The 16520-nt window shown below is 61.1% G+C and carries 14 protein-coding genes; 9 read left to right on the top strand and 5 right to left on the bottom strand.

The genetic code is table 11. The features are described from left to right. Nucleotides 1-6: 6 nt before the first annotated feature. Both araG and Amn_RS07695 read right to left on the bottom strand, forming a co-directional pair. Nucleotides 7-1518, bottom strand: coding sequence for an L-arabinose ABC transporter ATP-binding protein AraG (araG, locus tag Amn_RS07700; RefSeq protein WP_286295971.1), 1512 nt, complete (start codon nucleotides 1516-1518; stop codon nucleotides 7-9). A gap of 68 nt (nucleotides 1519-1586) precedes the next feature. Beyond that, nucleotides 1587-2579 carry an arabinose ABC transporter substrate-binding protein gene (locus Amn_RS07695; RefSeq protein WP_067964779.1) on the bottom strand — a complete coding sequence of 331 codons (993 nt, stop codon included), beginning with the start codon at nucleotides 2577-2579 and terminating at the stop codon, nucleotides 1587-1589. Between the two features lie 198 nt (nucleotides 2580-2777). Here Amn_RS07695 and Amn_RS07690 point away from each other — a divergent pair, with 198 nt between their 5' ends. The 9 genes from Amn_RS07690 (at nucleotide 2778) to Amn_RS07650 (ending at nucleotide 14170) form a co-directional block, all read left to right on the top strand. After that, nucleotides 2778-3521: a FadR/GntR family transcriptional regulator gene (locus Amn_RS07690; protein ID WP_286295970.1), complete on the top strand. Its 744-nt coding sequence runs from the start codon at nucleotides 2778-2780 to the stop codon at nucleotides 3519-3521. Nucleotides 3522-3553: 32 nt separating this feature from the next. Beyond that, complete coding sequence (gene dgoD, locus Amn_RS07685; protein ID WP_192318191.1) at nucleotides 3554-4702, top strand: galactonate dehydratase; 1149 nt, start codon at nucleotides 3554-3556, stop codon at nucleotides 4700-4702. Nucleotides 4703-6048: 1346 nt separating this feature from the next. Continuing rightward, nucleotides 6049-7146, top strand: a complete 1098-nt coding sequence (locus Amn_RS07680; RefSeq protein ID WP_286295969.1) for an amidohydrolase family protein — start codon at nucleotides 6049-6051, stop codon at nucleotides 7144-7146. A gap of 155 nt (nucleotides 7147-7301) precedes the next feature. Further along, nucleotides 7302-8189, top strand: coding sequence for a BMP family protein (locus Amn_RS07675; protein ID WP_286295968.1), 888 nt, complete (start codon nucleotides 7302-7304; stop codon nucleotides 8187-8189). A gap of 39 nt (nucleotides 8190-8228) precedes the next feature. Beyond that, nucleotides 8229-9209, top strand: coding sequence for a BMP family protein (locus tag Amn_RS07670; protein WP_263007937.1), 981 nt, complete (start codon nucleotides 8229-8231; stop codon nucleotides 9207-9209). A 73-nt stretch (nucleotides 9210-9282) separates the two neighbouring features. Further along, on the top strand, nucleotides 9283-10377 hold the full coding sequence (locus tag Amn_RS07665; protein WP_263007938.1) for an ABC transporter permease: 1095 nt from the start codon (nucleotides 9283-9285) through the stop codon (nucleotides 10375-10377). Between the two features lie 135 nt (nucleotides 10378-10512). Next, a complete protein-coding gene (locus tag Amn_RS07660) occupies nucleotides 10513-11445 on the top strand; it encodes an ABC transporter permease (RefSeq protein ID WP_067964793.1) in 933 nt (310 codons plus the stop codon). Nucleotides 11446-11450: 5 nt separating this feature from the next. Continuing rightward, nucleotides 11451-12983, top strand: coding sequence for an ABC transporter ATP-binding protein (locus tag Amn_RS07655; protein WP_263007939.1), 1533 nt, complete (start codon nucleotides 11451-11453; stop codon nucleotides 12981-12983). Nucleotides 12984-13246: 263 nt separating this feature from the next. Further along, nucleotides 13247-14170, top strand: coding sequence for a LysR family transcriptional regulator (locus tag Amn_RS07650; protein ID WP_286295967.1), 924 nt, complete (start codon nucleotides 13247-13249; stop codon nucleotides 14168-14170). A 60-nt stretch (nucleotides 14171-14230) separates the two neighbouring features. On the opposite strand, the gene Amn_RS07645 is transcribed toward Amn_RS07650, so the two are convergent. The 3 genes from Amn_RS07645 to Amn_RS07635 all read right to left on the bottom strand — a co-directional run bounded on the left by Amn_RS07645 (nucleotide 14231) and on the right by Amn_RS07635 (nucleotide 16518). Beyond that, complete coding sequence (locus Amn_RS07645; RefSeq protein WP_286295966.1) at nucleotides 14231-14713, bottom strand: NUDIX domain-containing protein; 483 nt, start codon at nucleotides 14711-14713, stop codon at nucleotides 14231-14233. Nucleotides 14714-14885: 172 nt separating this feature from the next. Then, nucleotides 14886-15932 (bottom strand): XdhC family protein, encoded by a 1047-nt coding sequence (locus tag Amn_RS07640; protein WP_286295965.1) that lies wholly within the window; start codon nucleotides 15930-15932, stop codon nucleotides 14886-14888. 1 nt (nucleotide 15933) lies between these two features. Continuing rightward, nucleotides 15934-16518 carry a UbiX family flavin prenyltransferase gene (locus Amn_RS07635; protein ID WP_067964800.1) on the bottom strand — a complete coding sequence of 195 codons (585 nt, stop codon included), beginning with the start codon at nucleotides 16516-16518 and terminating at the stop codon, nucleotides 15934-15936. Nucleotides 16519-16520: the final 2 nt, after the last annotated feature.

The following is a 16520-nucleotide window of genomic DNA, read 5'->3' as shown; positions in this document are numbered from 1 at the left end:
GTCCCCTCAGGATGCGATTGCGTCTGGCGTCTTCGTGTCGGGAAGCGCTGCCGCCAGGATTGCGCGCTCGCTGAAATCGTTGCGGTCGATGTGCGCCGAGATGCGGCCGCCGCACATGACCAGGATGCGGTCGCAGATGCCCATTACCTCGGGCAGTTCGCTGGAGACGACGATGATCGCCATGCCTTGCTCGGCGAGCTGGTAGAGGATTTCGTAGATTTCGGATTTGGCGCCGACATCGATACCGCGTGTCGGCTCGTCGACGATAAGGACGTGGACGCCCTGTTCGGACAGCCAGCGGCCGAGAATGACCTTCTGCTGGTTGCCGCCCGACAGGTTCAGGATGTCCTGCTTGCGCGAAGGCGTGCGGACCTTGAGCTTCTTGATATAGGTCTCGGCGATTTCGGCTTCCTTGCGCGCATTGAGGATGCCAAAGCGGGTGTTGTGGCGACGCGAGGAAATGTTGATGTTCTCCTCGAGCGACCGTCCCTGGATGATGCCGTCATGCTTGCGGTCTTCGGAGCACAGCACGATGCCGGCTCGTATCGCCTGGCGCGGGTCGACGGCATGAACTGTTTGTCCGTCTACATTGATCGTTCCGCTGCTGCGCGCGTCGGCACCATAGACCAGGCGCATCAATTCGGAGCGGCCGGCGCCGATCAGTCCGAAGAAGCCGAGAATTTCGCCAGCCCTCGCCTCGAAGCTCGCCGGTTGCACGAGCTTCTCGCCGGCGATGCCTTCAGCCTTCAGCCTGACATCGCCCACCGTTCGGGCGCGCCAGCCCCAGACATTGGAGATCTCGCGACCGACCATCTCCGCCACCACCTGTTCGCGCGTGACGTTTTCGAGGCTCGGGTGATGGGCGGCCAGCTTGCCGTCGCGCAGCACGGTCAGGCTGTCGCAGAGCCGAAACACCTCGTCGAGGCGATGGGAGATGTAGAGAATGACCTTGCCTTCGGCGCGCAGGCGCTCGATCAGGCTGAAGAGAATTTCGCTTTCGCGCGACGACAACGACGACGTCGGCTCGTCCAACGCGATGACGCGTGCATCGAGCATGATCGCCTTGGCGATCTCGACCATTTGCCGCTCGCCGATCGACAGCGTCTTGACCTTGCGGCGCGGGTCGATGTCGATGCCTGCAGATTTCAGCTTGTCGCCGACCTCCGAAAACATCTGTCGTGACTGGATGACACCGGCATTGGCCGGAAAGCGGCCGAGCCGCAGGTTTTCCGCGACGGTAAGCTCCGGAACCAGCTGCAGTTCCTGGTGAATGACGATGACGCCGGCATGAAAGGCGTCACGCGTCGAGGCATATTTCTGGACCTGGCCGTCGATGATGATGTCGCCGGTATCGGCATGCTGGTCGCCCGAGAGGACCCGAATCATCGTCGACTTGCCGGCGCCGTTTTCGCCCATCAGGCCATGGACGGCCCCCTTTGCGACGGAAAACGACACGTCGGACAGCGCCTGGACGCCAGGATAGGCTTTCGAGATGTGAGAAAATTCGAGAAATGACATCGACGGTTCTCCTGAATGTCCGACGGCAGCAAAGCACCGCCGCCGGACACCGTTCAATGTAGCGGTGATTACTCGATGCCGAGTTCCGCACGGACCTTTTCGAAGTCGTCACGCTTGGCAAGCGCGCCGGCGGTCAGGATCAGCTTCTCCGGTTCCTTGCCGTTGGCGACCCACTCATACATGTTGAGCGCAGTCTCATAGCCATGGCGCTTCGGCGAGATGATCACCGAACCGATGAAGCCGGTGGCCGAAGGCTTCTTGAACTCGTTGATCGCCGAGTCCGCGCCGCCGATGCCGACACCGATCATACCGTCAGCCGCGATGCCGACGCCTTCCGATGCACGCACGGCACCCAGAACCGCTTCGTCGTTGAGGCCGAAAGCGACCCACTTCTTGATGTTGGCGTTCTTGTTCAGGACAACCGTCGCCGCGTTGAGCGCGGCTTCCGTGTCGGTCTTCGCCTGAGGCGCGTCGAAGATGTTCTCGGCCTTGAAGCCGTTGGCCTTGAGCACCGAAATCGCGCCCTCGACGCGATCGACGGCGGTCGGCAGTTGGTCATAGGAGACACGGATCGCACCGACCTCTTCGGCCTTCCAGCCACGGGCCTTCATTTCGTCGACGATCGCCTGGCCGACTGCCTCACCGATCTTGGTGGCAGAGATGCCCATATGCGGAACTTCCTCGATCGGCTTGCCGTCAGCGCTGACCAGACGGTCGTCGACGGTCATCACCTTGAGGTTGTTGGCGGCCGCCTTGGCGACGATGCCAGGCCCAAGCTTGACGTCGGGCGTGCAGACGACAAAGCCCTGGGCGCCCTGGGCGCCGAGATTGTCGATCGCCGACATCAGCTTCTCGCCGTCCTCAGCGCCGATCTTGACCAGCGTAAAACCTTTTTCCTTGGCCGCCTGGTCGGCAAACTTCCACTCGTCCTGGAACCAGGGTTCCTCGGGCTGCTTCACGATGAAGCCGATCTTGGTCTCCTGCGCATAGGCAGAAGCAATGGTGGTGGCAGACAGAACCGCAAGGGCGCCCGCGACGAGCGCCGTCTTCAACAATCGCATGTGAACTCCTCCCAAAGGTGCCGGGCAATCAGCCCGGATGACAAACGCTAGCTTCTTTTATCATACCAGTCAATTGCGCTGGTATGATAAATGAGATAGCTTCCTTTCGCGACACCGTCATGGATGATCGCAGGGGCGCATTGTCCGGCATAAGAAGCGGACATAAGAACGAGAAAACGCTCTTGGGGAGGAGAACGCATGAACATCAACGAGGCACCTGAAGCGGCAGCGAAGTCACGTCGCCCGCGCGTCCTGCCCGATGTCGTGCGGGCAATCGCTTCTCAAATCCTCGCCGGCAACCATCCGGTGGGCAGCACGCTACCGAGCGAAATCGACCTCTGCACGGAATACAGTGTAAGCCGCACCGTCATCCGCGAAGCGCTCAAGACGCTCGCAGCCAAGGGCCTTGTTCTCAGCCGCCCGCGCATCGGCACCGTCGTCTGCGAACGCGACAACTGGAACATCATTGATCCCCAGGTGCTGGAGTGGCACGCGCCAAACACACTTGATCCCAAATTGTTCGACTCCATCCTGGAAACCCGCCGTGCCATCGAGCCGCTGGTCGCCGAACTTGCCGCGACCCGAGCCTCGCTACAGGAGATCGCCGATCTCGAACTGGCATGGAAAGGCATGGAAGCAGCGGGAAGCGACGTTGCCCGTTTCGCCCGCTCGGACGCCGCCTTTCACCAGGTCCTTTATGGGGCCTGCCACAACCCGATCTTTCGCCAGATCGGCGGGATGATCGAGACAGCGTTGAATTTTGCGCTCGAGGCGACAGCCAATTCCGTCGACCGGCGCGACGAAGCCGTCAGGGTTCACTACGGCGTCGTCGAAGCGCTGCGCATGCGCGACGCCGCAGCTGCTCGCCACGCAGCCAACGAGATCCTGGACCTCGCCGCGCGCGACCTCGCGCGCGCCAAGAGCCAGCACAAGAAAGACTGAACGCCAGCCCATCCGGAGTTAGTGCCGACACCATGAAGATCACTGCACTCAAGACCTACATCGTTCCGCCGCGCTGGCTGTTTCTCAAGATCGAAACCGACGAGGGCGTGAGCGGTTGGGGCGAGCCCGTGGTCGAGGGCCGCGCCCATACCGTCGAGGCTGCGGTCCATGAACTCGCCGACTATCTGATCGGCAAGGATCCGCGGCTCATCGAGGACCATTGGAATGTCATGTATCGCGGCGGTTTCTACCGCGGCGGTCCGATCCTGATGAGTGCGATTGCCGGCATCGACCAGGCGCTATGGGACATCAAGGGCCGGGCACTCGGCGTGCCGGTGCATGAACTGCTTGGCGGCCGCTGCCGCGATCGCATCAAGGTCTATTCCTGGATCGGCGGCGATCGTCCCGCCGATGTCGCTGCCGGCGCCAGGGACGTGGTGGCACGCGGCTTCTCAGCCCTCAAGATGAACGGCACCGAGGAACTGCAGATCGTCGACAGCCATGACAAGATCGATTCAGCCGTGGAGCGCGTCGCGATGGTGCGCGAGGCCGTCGGTCCTCATGTCGGTATCGCCGTCGATTTCCATGGCCGCGTCCACCGGCCGATGGCTCGCGTGCTGGTCAAGGAGCTTGAACCCTACCGTCTGATGTTCATCGAGGAGCCGGTGCTCAGCGAAAACCGCGAGGCACTGAAGGAGATCGCCGCGCTGTCATCTGCGCCGATCGCACTCGGCGAAAGGCTCTACAGCCGTTGGGACTTCAAGAGCGTCTTCGAGCAAGGCGTAGTCGACATCATCCAGCCCGATCTTTCGCACGCCGGCGGCATCACCGAGTGCCGCAAGATAGCTGCCATGGCCGAGGCTTATGACGTCGCCGTCGCCCCCCACTGCCCGCTCGGACCTATCGCGCTTGCCGCATGCCTGCAGCTAGACGCGGTCAGCTACAATGCCTTCATCCAGGAACAGAGCCTCGGCATCCACTACAACAAGACCAACGACCTGATCGACTATGCCAAGAACAAGGACGTGTTCCGTTATGAGGACGGCTTCGTCGCCATCCCGGACGGTCCCGGGCTCGGAGTCGACGTCGACGAGGACTACGTGAAGGAACGCGCAAAGGAGGGCCATCGCTGGCGTAACCCCGTTTGGCGCCACAAAGACGGTTCGTTCGCAGAATGGTAGGTTTTCCGCTGCGCGCATCGGGTCTGTTTGCCTTCAGTCGCCTGGCGCGCTTGCCAATGACATCAAGCCAGGCCTGGCTTGAGCAACGCCGCCAAGCCTCCAGACAGAAGATGGTCAAGCGGGCGTCATGGCGGATGACATCTGGATCGGCAGGTTGACGCAAGAATTGCGTGATCAACGCCAAGCAAATGACGCCCGCTGTCCATCCCAGCACCTGGTGAACTTATGTGATCCACGTCGCCCACGCAAAATTTAGCGCAAGCTCAACCTTTCCGTGTTTGAGCAATAATGCAAGTATCTATTGAAACAGTATTCTTGTTTCTTGCGAACAAGTTTAGAAACTACTAATAAACATCTATCTACCTGTGATCGGGCCGCAGCCTATCGCGCAAAGCCCTGGAGATCGCGTCGCGCATACGCTCGACCTGACCACGATTTGCCCCGCTATGGGTCCTTCAGTTGCGATGTTGCCTCGGACGGCACTGGCGTTGCCAAGAGTTGTCATCGCCGGACACTCCAATAGACGTTGAACGTCGTATCTGGGGCCGTGGAACGAACCCGCTGCGCGGGAGGGCGCGCGCGGTGAGGTAAAGGGCACGCGCCGTTCGTTGCGCTTGCATTGAGCGTCGTTCGGCAGCGGCAGAGCATGACGGGCTTCTTCAACAAGGAGCCTGGCCTCGACAGGCGAGTGGCCGGACCAGCGCCGGGCCGCCAATACCGCGCGATGGAGCAACGAAGCGGCCTGTCCGCATCCACCTCGCGCTTCCCATCGGCGGCCGCGCCATCGCCGACATCAGCCACAGATCGAAATATCCATAGCCGTTGACTGTGGCCCGTGGGTTCCTTCCTCGGGGACTTTCGTACGCCCGCCGGCACCCGAAACTCATCACGGGAGCGGACCGTCCGTTCTGGCACGAAAAAACACGATAGCAGACATTCCGCTTCCACCCGGTACCAAGCGTCAACACAGCCCCAACCTCCTGAATGCAGAGCGAGATCTGTTGAACTGGAGCATTTTTCCTTTTGCCAAAGACAGAGAATGCTCACGACGCATTATTGTTTTTTCCTCATCAAAAGATTGAAATAATAAATTTGTCTAAATTAATCGCCCGTGCTCTCTTTCCGTCATAACAAGAATGCGGGAACAAGCTGTGCGCGATTTTCCAACTGCATCCATAGCAGACCTCGTCTCTGGGCAGCCCTTTGCACTCACCGGGGGAGCTGTCATTCAGACAGACGGCTCGCAAGCGGTCAGCGACATCATAGTCGGGGCGGATGGACGCTTTGTCGCAATCGGGCCGTCCCTGGACACCAGGTCCTGCAGCGCCTGCGTCGACATTACAGACATGCTGGTTTCGCCAGGTTTCGTCGATGTGCACCAGCACCTCGACAAGACCGGAGTACTGCACTTTACCCCCAATCCTTCCGGCACGCTCCAAGGCGCCCGCGAGGCATTCGCCAAATATGCCCGAACCGCCGGTCCCGATGACATCCACAAGCGGGCGATGCGCACCATCAGGCGGTGTCTTTCCCGCGGCACGACCGCCATTCGCAGCCACGTCAACGTCGACAAGGATGCCGGCTTCCATGGCATTGAGACGCTGGCAGGCGTGCGCGACGGGGCGCGAGATGACATCACTCTGCAGCTCGTGGCCTTCATGACACCGCATCCCGGCCAGGACTTCGACTGGCTGACCGAGAATATCGATGGCGCCGTGGCGCTCGCCGATGCAGTGGGTGGCACGCCTGCTGTCTCGGAAGACCCACCACGCTACCTCGACATGTTGTTTTCCGCCGCCGTCAAGGCGGGAAAACCGGTCGATCTGCATCTCGATGAACATCTCAATGCCGATGTGCATCTGCTTGATGCAGCTCTCGAGCGGGTCGAGCGCTTCGGCATGCAGGGCCGCACCGTATTCAGTCACGTCTCTGTGCTGAGTGCCCTGCCCCGCAAGGAATTCCAGCGTATCGCAGAGCGTCTTCTTGCGCTTGATGTCGGCGTCGTCACATTGCCAGCGGCGAACCTCTACCTGCAGGGCCGCGACGCCGAGATGTTGCCGCCGCGCGGTCTGACGCGCGTGGCCGAGCTCTGCCGCGCCGGCGTCAGCATCGCCACGGCGTCGGACAACATCCAGGATCCGTTTGTGCCAACCGGCTCGGGCGACATGCTGGAAATCGCGCGCTGGACATTGCTCGCCGGCCATCTTCGGGGGGATGAGCTTGCTGCTGCCCACCGCATGATCACGACGTCGCCAGCCCGCCTGATGAGTCTCGGCAAGGAGCACGGCCTCAAGGCCGGCGCCCGCGCCGACTTCGTCATCGCCGACTGCACCGACACCGACACGCTGGTTGCCGGCGGACCAGACCGGGCCTTCGTCTTCTCGAAGGGTCGTCTCGTCTCACAGAGCACAACCGACACCGTTCGCTTGAAGGAGAACGCATAAGCCGAGAGCAACTCCGGGGGGATTGGACCTCAATCTAATGGGAGAATGGGATGAAGAGCACTGCATTTTCACGTCGTTCGCTGCTTGCCTCCACTCTCGGGTCGGCCCTTGCCGGCATGGTCTGGCTAGACCATGCCCATGCCGAAGATTTCAAGATGGGCCTCCTGGTCCCCGGCAGCGTCGCGGAGGAAGGCTGGAATCGGATCGCCTACGACGCGCTGAAGCGAGTGGAAAAGGAGCTCGGCGCCAAGATCAGTTATGTCGAGCTGGCCGAGAACCCAGCCGCCTTCGAAAAGGCGTTCCGCGACTATGCAAGCCAGGGCTATCAAGTCGTTCTGGGCCATGGCTTCCAGTTCCAGGACGCCGCCCTCACGACGGCTGAGGATTTCCCCGACACCGTTTTCCTCATCTCGTCGAGCAGCGTACATGAAGGGAAAGTCATCGGCCTCAATACCGATGCCAGCCAGCCCTTCTACTTGATGGGCGTGATCGCTGCAAAGATGGGCAAGGGCGCGGGCCTTATCGGTGGCATGGAAATTCCGCCCATCGCGCATGCCTTCGAGGGCTTTCGGAAAGGTGCCGAGAGCGTGAACCCGGATTACCCCGTGTCCACGGTCTTCATCAACAGCTTCACCGATGCGAGCGCCGCCAAGGAAGCCGCCGTCAGCATGATGGCGCAGGGCGCCGATTTCGTCGTTCCCAATGCAAATGCAGCGGGACTGGGCGTCATCCGCGCCGCGCAGGAATCAGGCACGCAGTCGGGCACCTTCAGCGTCTATAGCGACTACACCGACGTCGCTCCCAAGAATATCCTCGGCACGTTCATAGCCGATTACGGTCAAGGCATCGTACGCATCGTCTCGGGCATTCGGGACGGCGCCGTGCCGCAAAGCAATGTCGATTTCGGCCTGAAGGATAAGGACGTCATAAAGTTCACCTTCAACGACGAAGCCGCCAGATCGATACCGCAAGACCTGCGCAATCACCTTGAAGAGGTGAGTGCGAAGATCATTGCGGGTGAGATCCAGACACGCGCGAAATAAGCGCGGTCCCTGGGAACTTATCAAATGGGAGGAAGAGCAATGAGACTTTCACGCAGAACGTTCGTGGAAGGAGTGGCGGCGCTGACCATCGCCGTGTCCATTCCGGCGATGGCACAGGCCGAAGACTTCAAGATGGGCCTTCTCGTGCCCGGTAGCGTTTCGGAAGAGGGCTGGAACCGGATCGGCTTCAATGCGCTGAAGGGCGTCGAAGAACAGCTCGGTGCCAAGATCAGCTATGTCGAGCTGCAACAGAACCCGGCCTCGTTCGAAAAGGCGTTCCGCGACTATGCCAGCCAGGGCTACAAGGTCATCCTCGGCCACGGCTTCGAATTCCAAGATGCCGCACTGGAAGTCGCGCTCGACTATCCCGACACCTATTTCCTGATCTCGTCGAGCAGCATCCACGAAGGCAATGTCATCGGCCTCAACACCGATACGAGCCAGCCCTTCTACCTCATGGGCGTCATCGCAGCTAAGATGGGCAAAAAGGCCGGCCTCGTCGGCGGCATGGAAATCCCGCCGATCCAGCAGGCCTTTGTCGGCTTCAAGAACGGCGCCAAGAGCGTCAATCCGGACTTCCCGATCAGCGAGGCCTATATCGGCAACTTCACCGATACGACCGCTGCCAAGGAAGCAGCCTTGAGCATGATTTCGCAGGGCGCGGATTTCGTCGTGCCGAATGCTTCGGGTGCGACCGTCGGCGGCTATCAGGCGATCTCGGAATCCGGGCCGGCTGTGCGCTCTTTTTCGATCTTCAGCGACTTTACCCAGGTAGCACCGAACAACATTCTCGGCCTCTACGTTGCCGACTACGCGCAGGGCGTGGTGGAAGTCGTGCACTCGATAAAGGACGGGAGCCCGCCTAAGGAAAACATCATCTTTGGCCTGAAGGATCCGAAAGTCATCTCATTCACCTTCCGCGATGACGGTCCGGTCTCCGTGCCCGAAGACATCCGCGCCGAGGTGAAGGCGATCAGCGCCAAAATCGCTGCCGGTGAGATCAAGACCGACGCCCAGTGACCCGCAAGCGCTGTGGCCGGCCCTTCGGCCACGGCGCCTTGCTGCGCCTCATACCAACATTCGGACCGGACCCATGGAACAGGTAAACCAGGGAGTGCGTGAGAACGTGTATCCTCAAGCAGCCCAAGCTTTCGGCCGAACGCTCAGGCAAGCCGTGATCAACGCGGCGACGCCGGCCGCAGCGGTCCTTGTCGCGCTAGCATGCGGCGCAGCCCTTTTGTGGCTGAACGGTTTCGATGGGAGCGACGTGGTCACAGTGATGATCTTCGGCTCCTTTCAGGACATGCGCTCGGTTGGCGAAATCCTGCTGAAGGCGACGCCGCTGATCTTGATCGGCGCTGGCCTCTGCGTTGCCTTCCGCTGTTCGATCTGGAACATAGGCGCCGAGGGCCAGCTCTATGCTGGAGCGATTGCCGCCACATTGGTCGGCACCAATTTTGACGGGCTTTCCGTCTGGGTGCATGCGCCGCTTGTCATGCTGGCCGGCGCCTTGGCGGGGGCCGCTTGGGCAGGCATTGCCGGCTATCTCAAAGTACGCTTCCAGGCCAGCGAGATCGTCACAACGATCATGCTCAACTACATCGCGCTGATCCTAACGAGCTATCTCGTCACCGGCCCGATGCGCGATGCAAGTGCTGCCTATCCTCAATCTGCCCGACTTATCCGCGAAGCTTGGACGCCACGCATCGTCTCCGACATGCGCCTCCATATCGGTATCATCGTCGCCGTCGTTCTGGCAGTCGCGCTCTACATCTTTCTTCAGCGCAGCAGCCGCGGCTTTGCACTCCGCGTCGTTGGTCTCAATCCATACGCAGCCCGCTATGCCGGTATGCAGGTCGCCCGCAACGTAATGATCGCAATGTGCATTTCCGGTGCAATGGCGGGGCTGGCCGGCGCCTTCGAAGTGGCGGGTGTCACGCACCGCCTCTACCAGAACATTTCGCCGGGCTACGGTTTCGAAGGGATCGCGGTCGCGCTGCTTGCCGGCAACAACCCCCTGGCGGCGATCGTTTCGGGCGGGCTCTTCGCGACCCTTCGCTCCGGCTCGGAGGTGCTGCAAATCACCTCGCAGGTGCCGCAGGTCCTCGTTTTGATCATACAGGGTATCGTCATTCTCTCGGTCGTCGCCTTCACCAGGCTGCGCGACATCCGCAGGATCGTGGCTTGAAAAATGGAAACTCCCGCAAGGCGCCTAAGCCCTGAGGGAAGACAAAACTTTGGAGCATTTGCGCAATTCCCGGGCAGGACCACTTCACGCACCTTGCCGGAATTGCTCTAGGCGACCTTCCTGAGGGGTATCTCCATGGACGACATGATGTTTCTCACCTTTCTCGCGACGCTTGCGGGCGCCGCCTGGAGGCTTGCGACCCCCCTGATCTTCGCCTCCATCGGCGAGATATTTTCCGAGCGAGCGGGCGTGCTCAATATCGGGCTGGAAGGCACCATGCTCGTCGGTGCCTTCTGCGGCTTCGCGGCAGCCTTCGCCACCGGCAGTATCCCGCTTGGCCTGCTGGCCGGCATCGCGGGCGGCATGCTGTTCGGGGCGATCTTTGCCTTCTTTACAATCACCATCAAAGCGGACCAAATCGTTGTGGGTGCGGCGCTAAACCTGCTCGGCATGGGTCTCACCGCCTTCCTGTTCCGTACCTATTACGTCTCGACCGGCAAGGGCATCGAGATCGCGCAGCCCGTGCAGATCCCCTTCCTGAGCGATATTCCCTTTCTTGGCGAAGCCTTCTTCCGGCAGAACCTCATCGTCTATTCGACGGTCCTCGTCGCGATCCTGGCCAGCCTCGTGCTCTTCCGCACGTCCTTCGGCTTGACGCTCCGCGCTGTCGGCGAACACCCGAAAGCCGTCGACGTCGCCGGCCGCGATGTTGCGAGCTACCGCTATGCCGCGGTGCTGGTCGGCACCGGGCTCGCCGGCCTCGGCGGGGCCTTCCTGACGCTCGGGCATTCCAATCAGTTCGTCGAGGGCATCACCTCCGGCCGCGGCTTCATCGCGCTCGCCGTGGTCGTCTTTGCACGCTGGTCGCCGATTGGGGCGTTCTTCGTCTCGCTGCTCTTCGGCCTGTTCTACGCGCTGCAGCTGATGCTCCAGGCGCAGGCATCCATCGTTGTGCCTTACCAGGTGCTGCAGGCGCTTCCCTACATCATGACGATCGTCACGCTCGTCGTGGTCCGAGGCAAGGGCGCTGCCCCCAGCAAACTCGGCCAGCCCTACGAGATGAGGTAATGGACATGTCTCAGAAACCCTTCCTGCGCGTCGAGAACATCCGCAAGCGCTTCGGCCCCATCGTTGCCAGCGACGGCGTGTCACTGGAAATCGAGCAGGGCGAGATCCACTCGCTGCTGGGCGAGAACGGTGCGGGCAAGAGCGTCCTGATGAGCATGATCTGCGGCATGGTTCGGCCCGACGAAGGCGAGATCGTCTTCAAGGGCCAGTCCGTGCGCTTTAACAGCCCGCGCGAGGCGATCCGTCAACGCATCGGCATGGTGCACCAGCATTTCATGCTCGTGCCGAACCTGACGGTGGCGGAAAACTACATTCTCGGCCAGGGATCTCCGTTGCGCGTCATTAACGACATGGACGAGGTCCATGCAAAAATCCGAGAACTTTCGGACCGCTACGCCCTCGACGTGCGTCCGGACGCCATCATCGAAGACCTTTCGGTCGGCGAGCAGCAGAGAGTGGAAATCCTGAAAGTCCTGTTCCACGGCATCGACCTGCTCATCCTCGACGAGCCGACAGCCGTGCTCACCCCACAGGAGACCGACCGCCTGCTCTCGCTGATGGGAGACCTCGCCAAAGACGGCAAGACGGTCGTCTTCATCTCGCACAAGCTCGACGAGGTGATGCGCGTCAGCAATCGCATCAGCGTCATGCGCGACGGGCGCGTCGTGCACACGGTCAATGTCGGCGAGACGAATGCACGCGAGCTTGCCCGCATGATGGTCGGCCGCGACGTGCGCATGGAGCTGCCGCGCAGCCCTGAACCGCCCGGCCACATCGTGCTGTCGGTCGACAACCTCACCTGCCGCGCCGAGACCGGCCTGCCGGCCGTGCGCGGCGTGAGCCTCAACGTGCGCGCCGGCGAGATCGTCGGTATTGCCGGCGTGTCCGGCAACGGTCAGACGGAACTGTCGCTGGCACTTTCCGGTCTGCTGCCGATCGACAGCGGCCGCGTGATTTTGAATGGCAAGGACATTACCGGCCTCGACCCGGCCCGCATCAATGCCAGCAGCCTCTCACACATCCCGGAGGACCGGCACAAACACGGCATCGTGGCTTCGATGTCGCTGAGCGAAAACACAATCCTCCAGCGCTACGATCAGAAGCCTTTCGCCTGCCGCGGTATGTTGAACCGGGGGGTCATCGGCGAGCACACACGCGATCTCATCAAGCGGTTTCGCATAAAAAGCCGCGACGAGGATCAGCCGATCGGCGCGCTCTCCGGCGGCAACCAGCAGAAGCTGGTGGTCGCGCGTGAACTTGCGCGCAACCCGGATTTCATCCTCGTCAACCAGCTCGCCCGGGGCATCGATATCGGCGCCATGGAGTTCGTGATGGAGGAGATGCTTAAACAGCGCGACAACGGCCGCGCCATTCTGCTCATCTCCACCGAACTCGAAGAACTCTTCGCGATCTGCGACCGTATCCTGGTTATGTTCCACGGCGAAATCCTAGGTGAACTGCCGCCTGACCGAACTCGCCTCGACGAACTTGGTCTGCTGATGGCCGGCCAGACCAACCAGCCTGCCCTGGCAAGCTAGGCCGCGCTGGAATCCAGCAAAACCAAGACCAAGGTTCGGGTGCTGCCGTGAGCATGCTGCTGGAGGTGTTTTATCTCGCCGACCGCCACGGTTATCTAGATTGAACTCAAACCGGTCGGGCCGGGTGTGGTATCAGACTGTATCCGGTCCGACGAAGCAGTGTTGCCAATGGCAGGCCAGACCGAACAGCCGGTGCTGCAGGCTGGACAGGCATAGGGACGGCAGGATTTGATGACATTGGAGAACAGGAGGGCCGCGCATCCATGAACATCACCTTGCGGCAACTCAGGGCCTTCATTGCGGTGGCCGACCTTGGCCAGTTCAATCTCGCGGCCCGGAACCTTCACCTCACGCAATCGGCCGTCAGCATAGTCATTCGAGATCTGGAATCGGAGATCGGCGTACGCCTGTTTGACCGCCACACCCGCATGGTTTCGCTCACTCTCGTGGGCCAGGAGTTCCTGCCACAAGCCCGTAAGATACTGAAAGACCTGGAACTCGCAGTTGGCGATATGCGCGACAACGCATCGTTGAAACGCGGCCAGGTGACGATCGCCGCTGCAATCGTGCTCGCAGCGACGATCGTGCCGCCTATCATTGCGGCGTTCGTGAGCATGCATCCCGAAATTCTGGTCAGCATCCGCGACATGCCCGAAGAGGCGATCAGTCCGGCGCTCAAGCGCAATGAGGTCGATATCGCCATCGGCACGCTCTCGGAAGACGATCCCGAAATCACCGCTACGCCTCTCATGCGCGACAAGCTCATGCTTGTCTGCCGGGAAGACCATCGCTTCGCCAGGCAAAAATCCGTTCGCTGGGCCGAGTTGAAGGGCGAGACACTTATCACGCTCGCAGCCACGAATCCGCTTCGCAGCATTGTCGAGCATAACCTCATCCGTGTTGTGCCCAACTTCCAGCCAAAATACGAAGTGCGCTTCTCGACCACCGCCATCAGCATGATCTCCGCCGGCATGGGCGTTGCCGTCTTGCCGGAGAACTCCAGCCAACTGGCGTCAGCAGTTCGTGTAACTACCGTGGATCTCGTCGACCCGACCGTAATGCGCAATGTCTCGCTCTTGCAAAGGCGCCAGCATAGCTTGTCACCGGCAGCTGAACGTTTGAAAGCGGCCTTCGTGGCGGCGATGCGACCTGAAAACGCTGGCGCAAGCGCCCACGGTCGCACTTAGGTGGTGCGATCTAGTCGTCGGCACCTGGTTTTCGGTGAGCCTAAGGCTAGCCTGGACCTGTCAGGACGCTCTGAACATTACGATTTCGCGACTTTCCAGTGCACAGACAGTCTCTTTGGTGACACCTTCGGGCGGTTGACCAAACCATCGCGCCTCATCCAATTGGCCAGAGGCTGTCACACGCGGTTCACCCGAGAGTATGGAAACCGCATAAGTGATCGAAAGTGTGTGGAGGCCACCAATGTCATCAAACTGGTCATTTATGAAAACGGCCGAGACTGGCCATGTGAGGATTCCCAGATCGTCGTGAAGGCATCGAACAATCGACATCGCGCAGCTTTCTCCACGCCCGATTTGGCGACCTGGCATCTGCCACAGACAGTTGGCTGAATTCTTGGATCTGACCAACAGGATGCAGCCACGCTCATTTTTGATCAGCGCGCGAGATGTCAGTTCGATGCGATTTGAGAAGGGCGGCTCCGCCCTTTGCGGACAGGTACCTTGAATACTGCCGTTTGCTCGTAGCGTGGAAACGCTCTTCATCGGTTCGCCCTTCAAACGATTGGCTGGCACTGCAGGCGGGGCAGGATAAGGAGCCGGCGACGCGAGGGGGCGTTGTGGGAGCCCCCGAATGCGTCGCCGGCCCACGCCGGACTTTGGGAACACACTGGACAAGCTGGGAGGCCTGCGGCCAGCGAAAAGCCCGGACGTATCGCTAGTTGCCCCCTGCGTTTGTGATGAGTTCACTTGCGTTCATGGGGGCGAAGCACTTGTCGATCGTGTTGAGAGCAAGCGTCCGGGGGACCGTCGGGTCGGTCGGGACCTTGCCCTTCATGTGGAGCAATCTTGCCTGCGCGACGTCGGCGACCACCGAAAGGGCAAGCGAGTTTGCGTCTGTCGCCTTGTCGAATATGCCGATAGGCGCCTTGATCCTGGCAAGCGTGGTCTCGCGGTGACCGCGTTTGCGCAAGACCTCACAGCGTTTCGCGTGAGTACGGCGGCTTCCCAGAGCACCAATATAGAAGGCGGATGAGGCGAGCGCAGCCTCGAGCAGCGGCAACTCACGGTCGATGTCATGGAAGAGGAGCACGACCGCCGTGTCAGCGTCCAGCTGTTTCGGCGATGGAGCTTGGCCCCGCTCGATCTTCACGACTTCATAGCCGGATATCTCCGCCAGACGCGTCACCACGCCAGCCTCCAGGGGCGTGCCGGCAAGAAGCATGCGCTGCTTCGGGTGGTAGACGCGCACAAATTCCTCTCCCTCCCAGCCACTCACGCCTTCGCCTGGTTCGAAGAAAAGAGCCTGCCTGCCGGGGTTGTACCGGAGGCGCCCGGGAGCACGGCGGTGCAGCGCGGCAAGTATGTGGCGGAGTGCTGTGGCATTTCGCAGGACGTGGATAGCCAGCGTGATGCCGCCGCCACAGGGCAGCACGATGTCGAAGAACGGCGAACCTTCGCCGAGGCGAAGCTTGCGATCGATGCCATTCTGGAGGGCGACCACGGCGTCAGCGGCCACCGCCGCTTCGGTGCAGCCGCCGGAGACGAAACCGCAATAAAGGCCGTCATCGCGCACCGCCATCTGCGCGCCGATGGCGCGGGCAGCGCCGCCGCGGATTTCAACGAGGGTGACGAGGGCGGCGGCGAGGCCCTGTTTGAGCGCTTCGGCGGCGAATGCCAGGATGGCGATCGCATCGTCCGAGAGGAAGGCAGCGCGGGGTTCTGGCGTGAGCGTTTTCGGCTCGCTGGCAATGCAGGCGCCCATATCATTCCCCTCCCTGCGTTCCCGGCCAGCGGCGTACGATGCCGGGGTCGAGATCGAAGAGGTCGAGCACCCGGCCAACGGTGTGGTCGACCATTTCTTCAAGGCTTTGCGGCTTGGCGTAAAAGGCCGGAACGGGCGGATAGATGATGCCGCCCATTTCGGTGACCTGCGCCATGTTGCGGATATGGCCAAGATGGAGCGGCGTCTCGCGCAGCATCAAAACGAGGCGGCGGCGCTCCTTCAGCACCACGTCGGCGGCGCGGGAAAGCAGATTGTCGGTCGTACCAGTCGCAATTTCCGCCATGGTCTTCACCGAACAGGGCGCGACGATCATGCCGAGCGTCTTGTAGGAGCCTGAAGAGCAGACGGCACCGATATCCTTGTTTGAATGGGTGACTGTCGCCAGTGCCTCAAGATCCTGCTTGGTAAAATCCGCCTCGGCCGCGAGCGTGATGCAGGCTGCGCGTGACATGATCAAATGAGTCTCGATCTCGAGGTCGCGCAGCACTTCGAGGATGCGCTTGCCATAGACCATGCCGGAAGCGCCCGAAATGCCGACGATCATGCGACTTGGCCGCGTCGTCATCG

The sequence above is a fragment of the Aminobacter sp. Y103A genome (assembly GCF_030294925.1).
Lineage (GTDB): Bacteria > Pseudomonadota > Alphaproteobacteria > Rhizobiales > Rhizobiaceae > Aminobacter > Aminobacter ciceronei.
The sequence above is the reverse complement of the archived record's forward strand: the minus strand, read 5'-3'. Positions and strand labels throughout refer to the sequence as shown.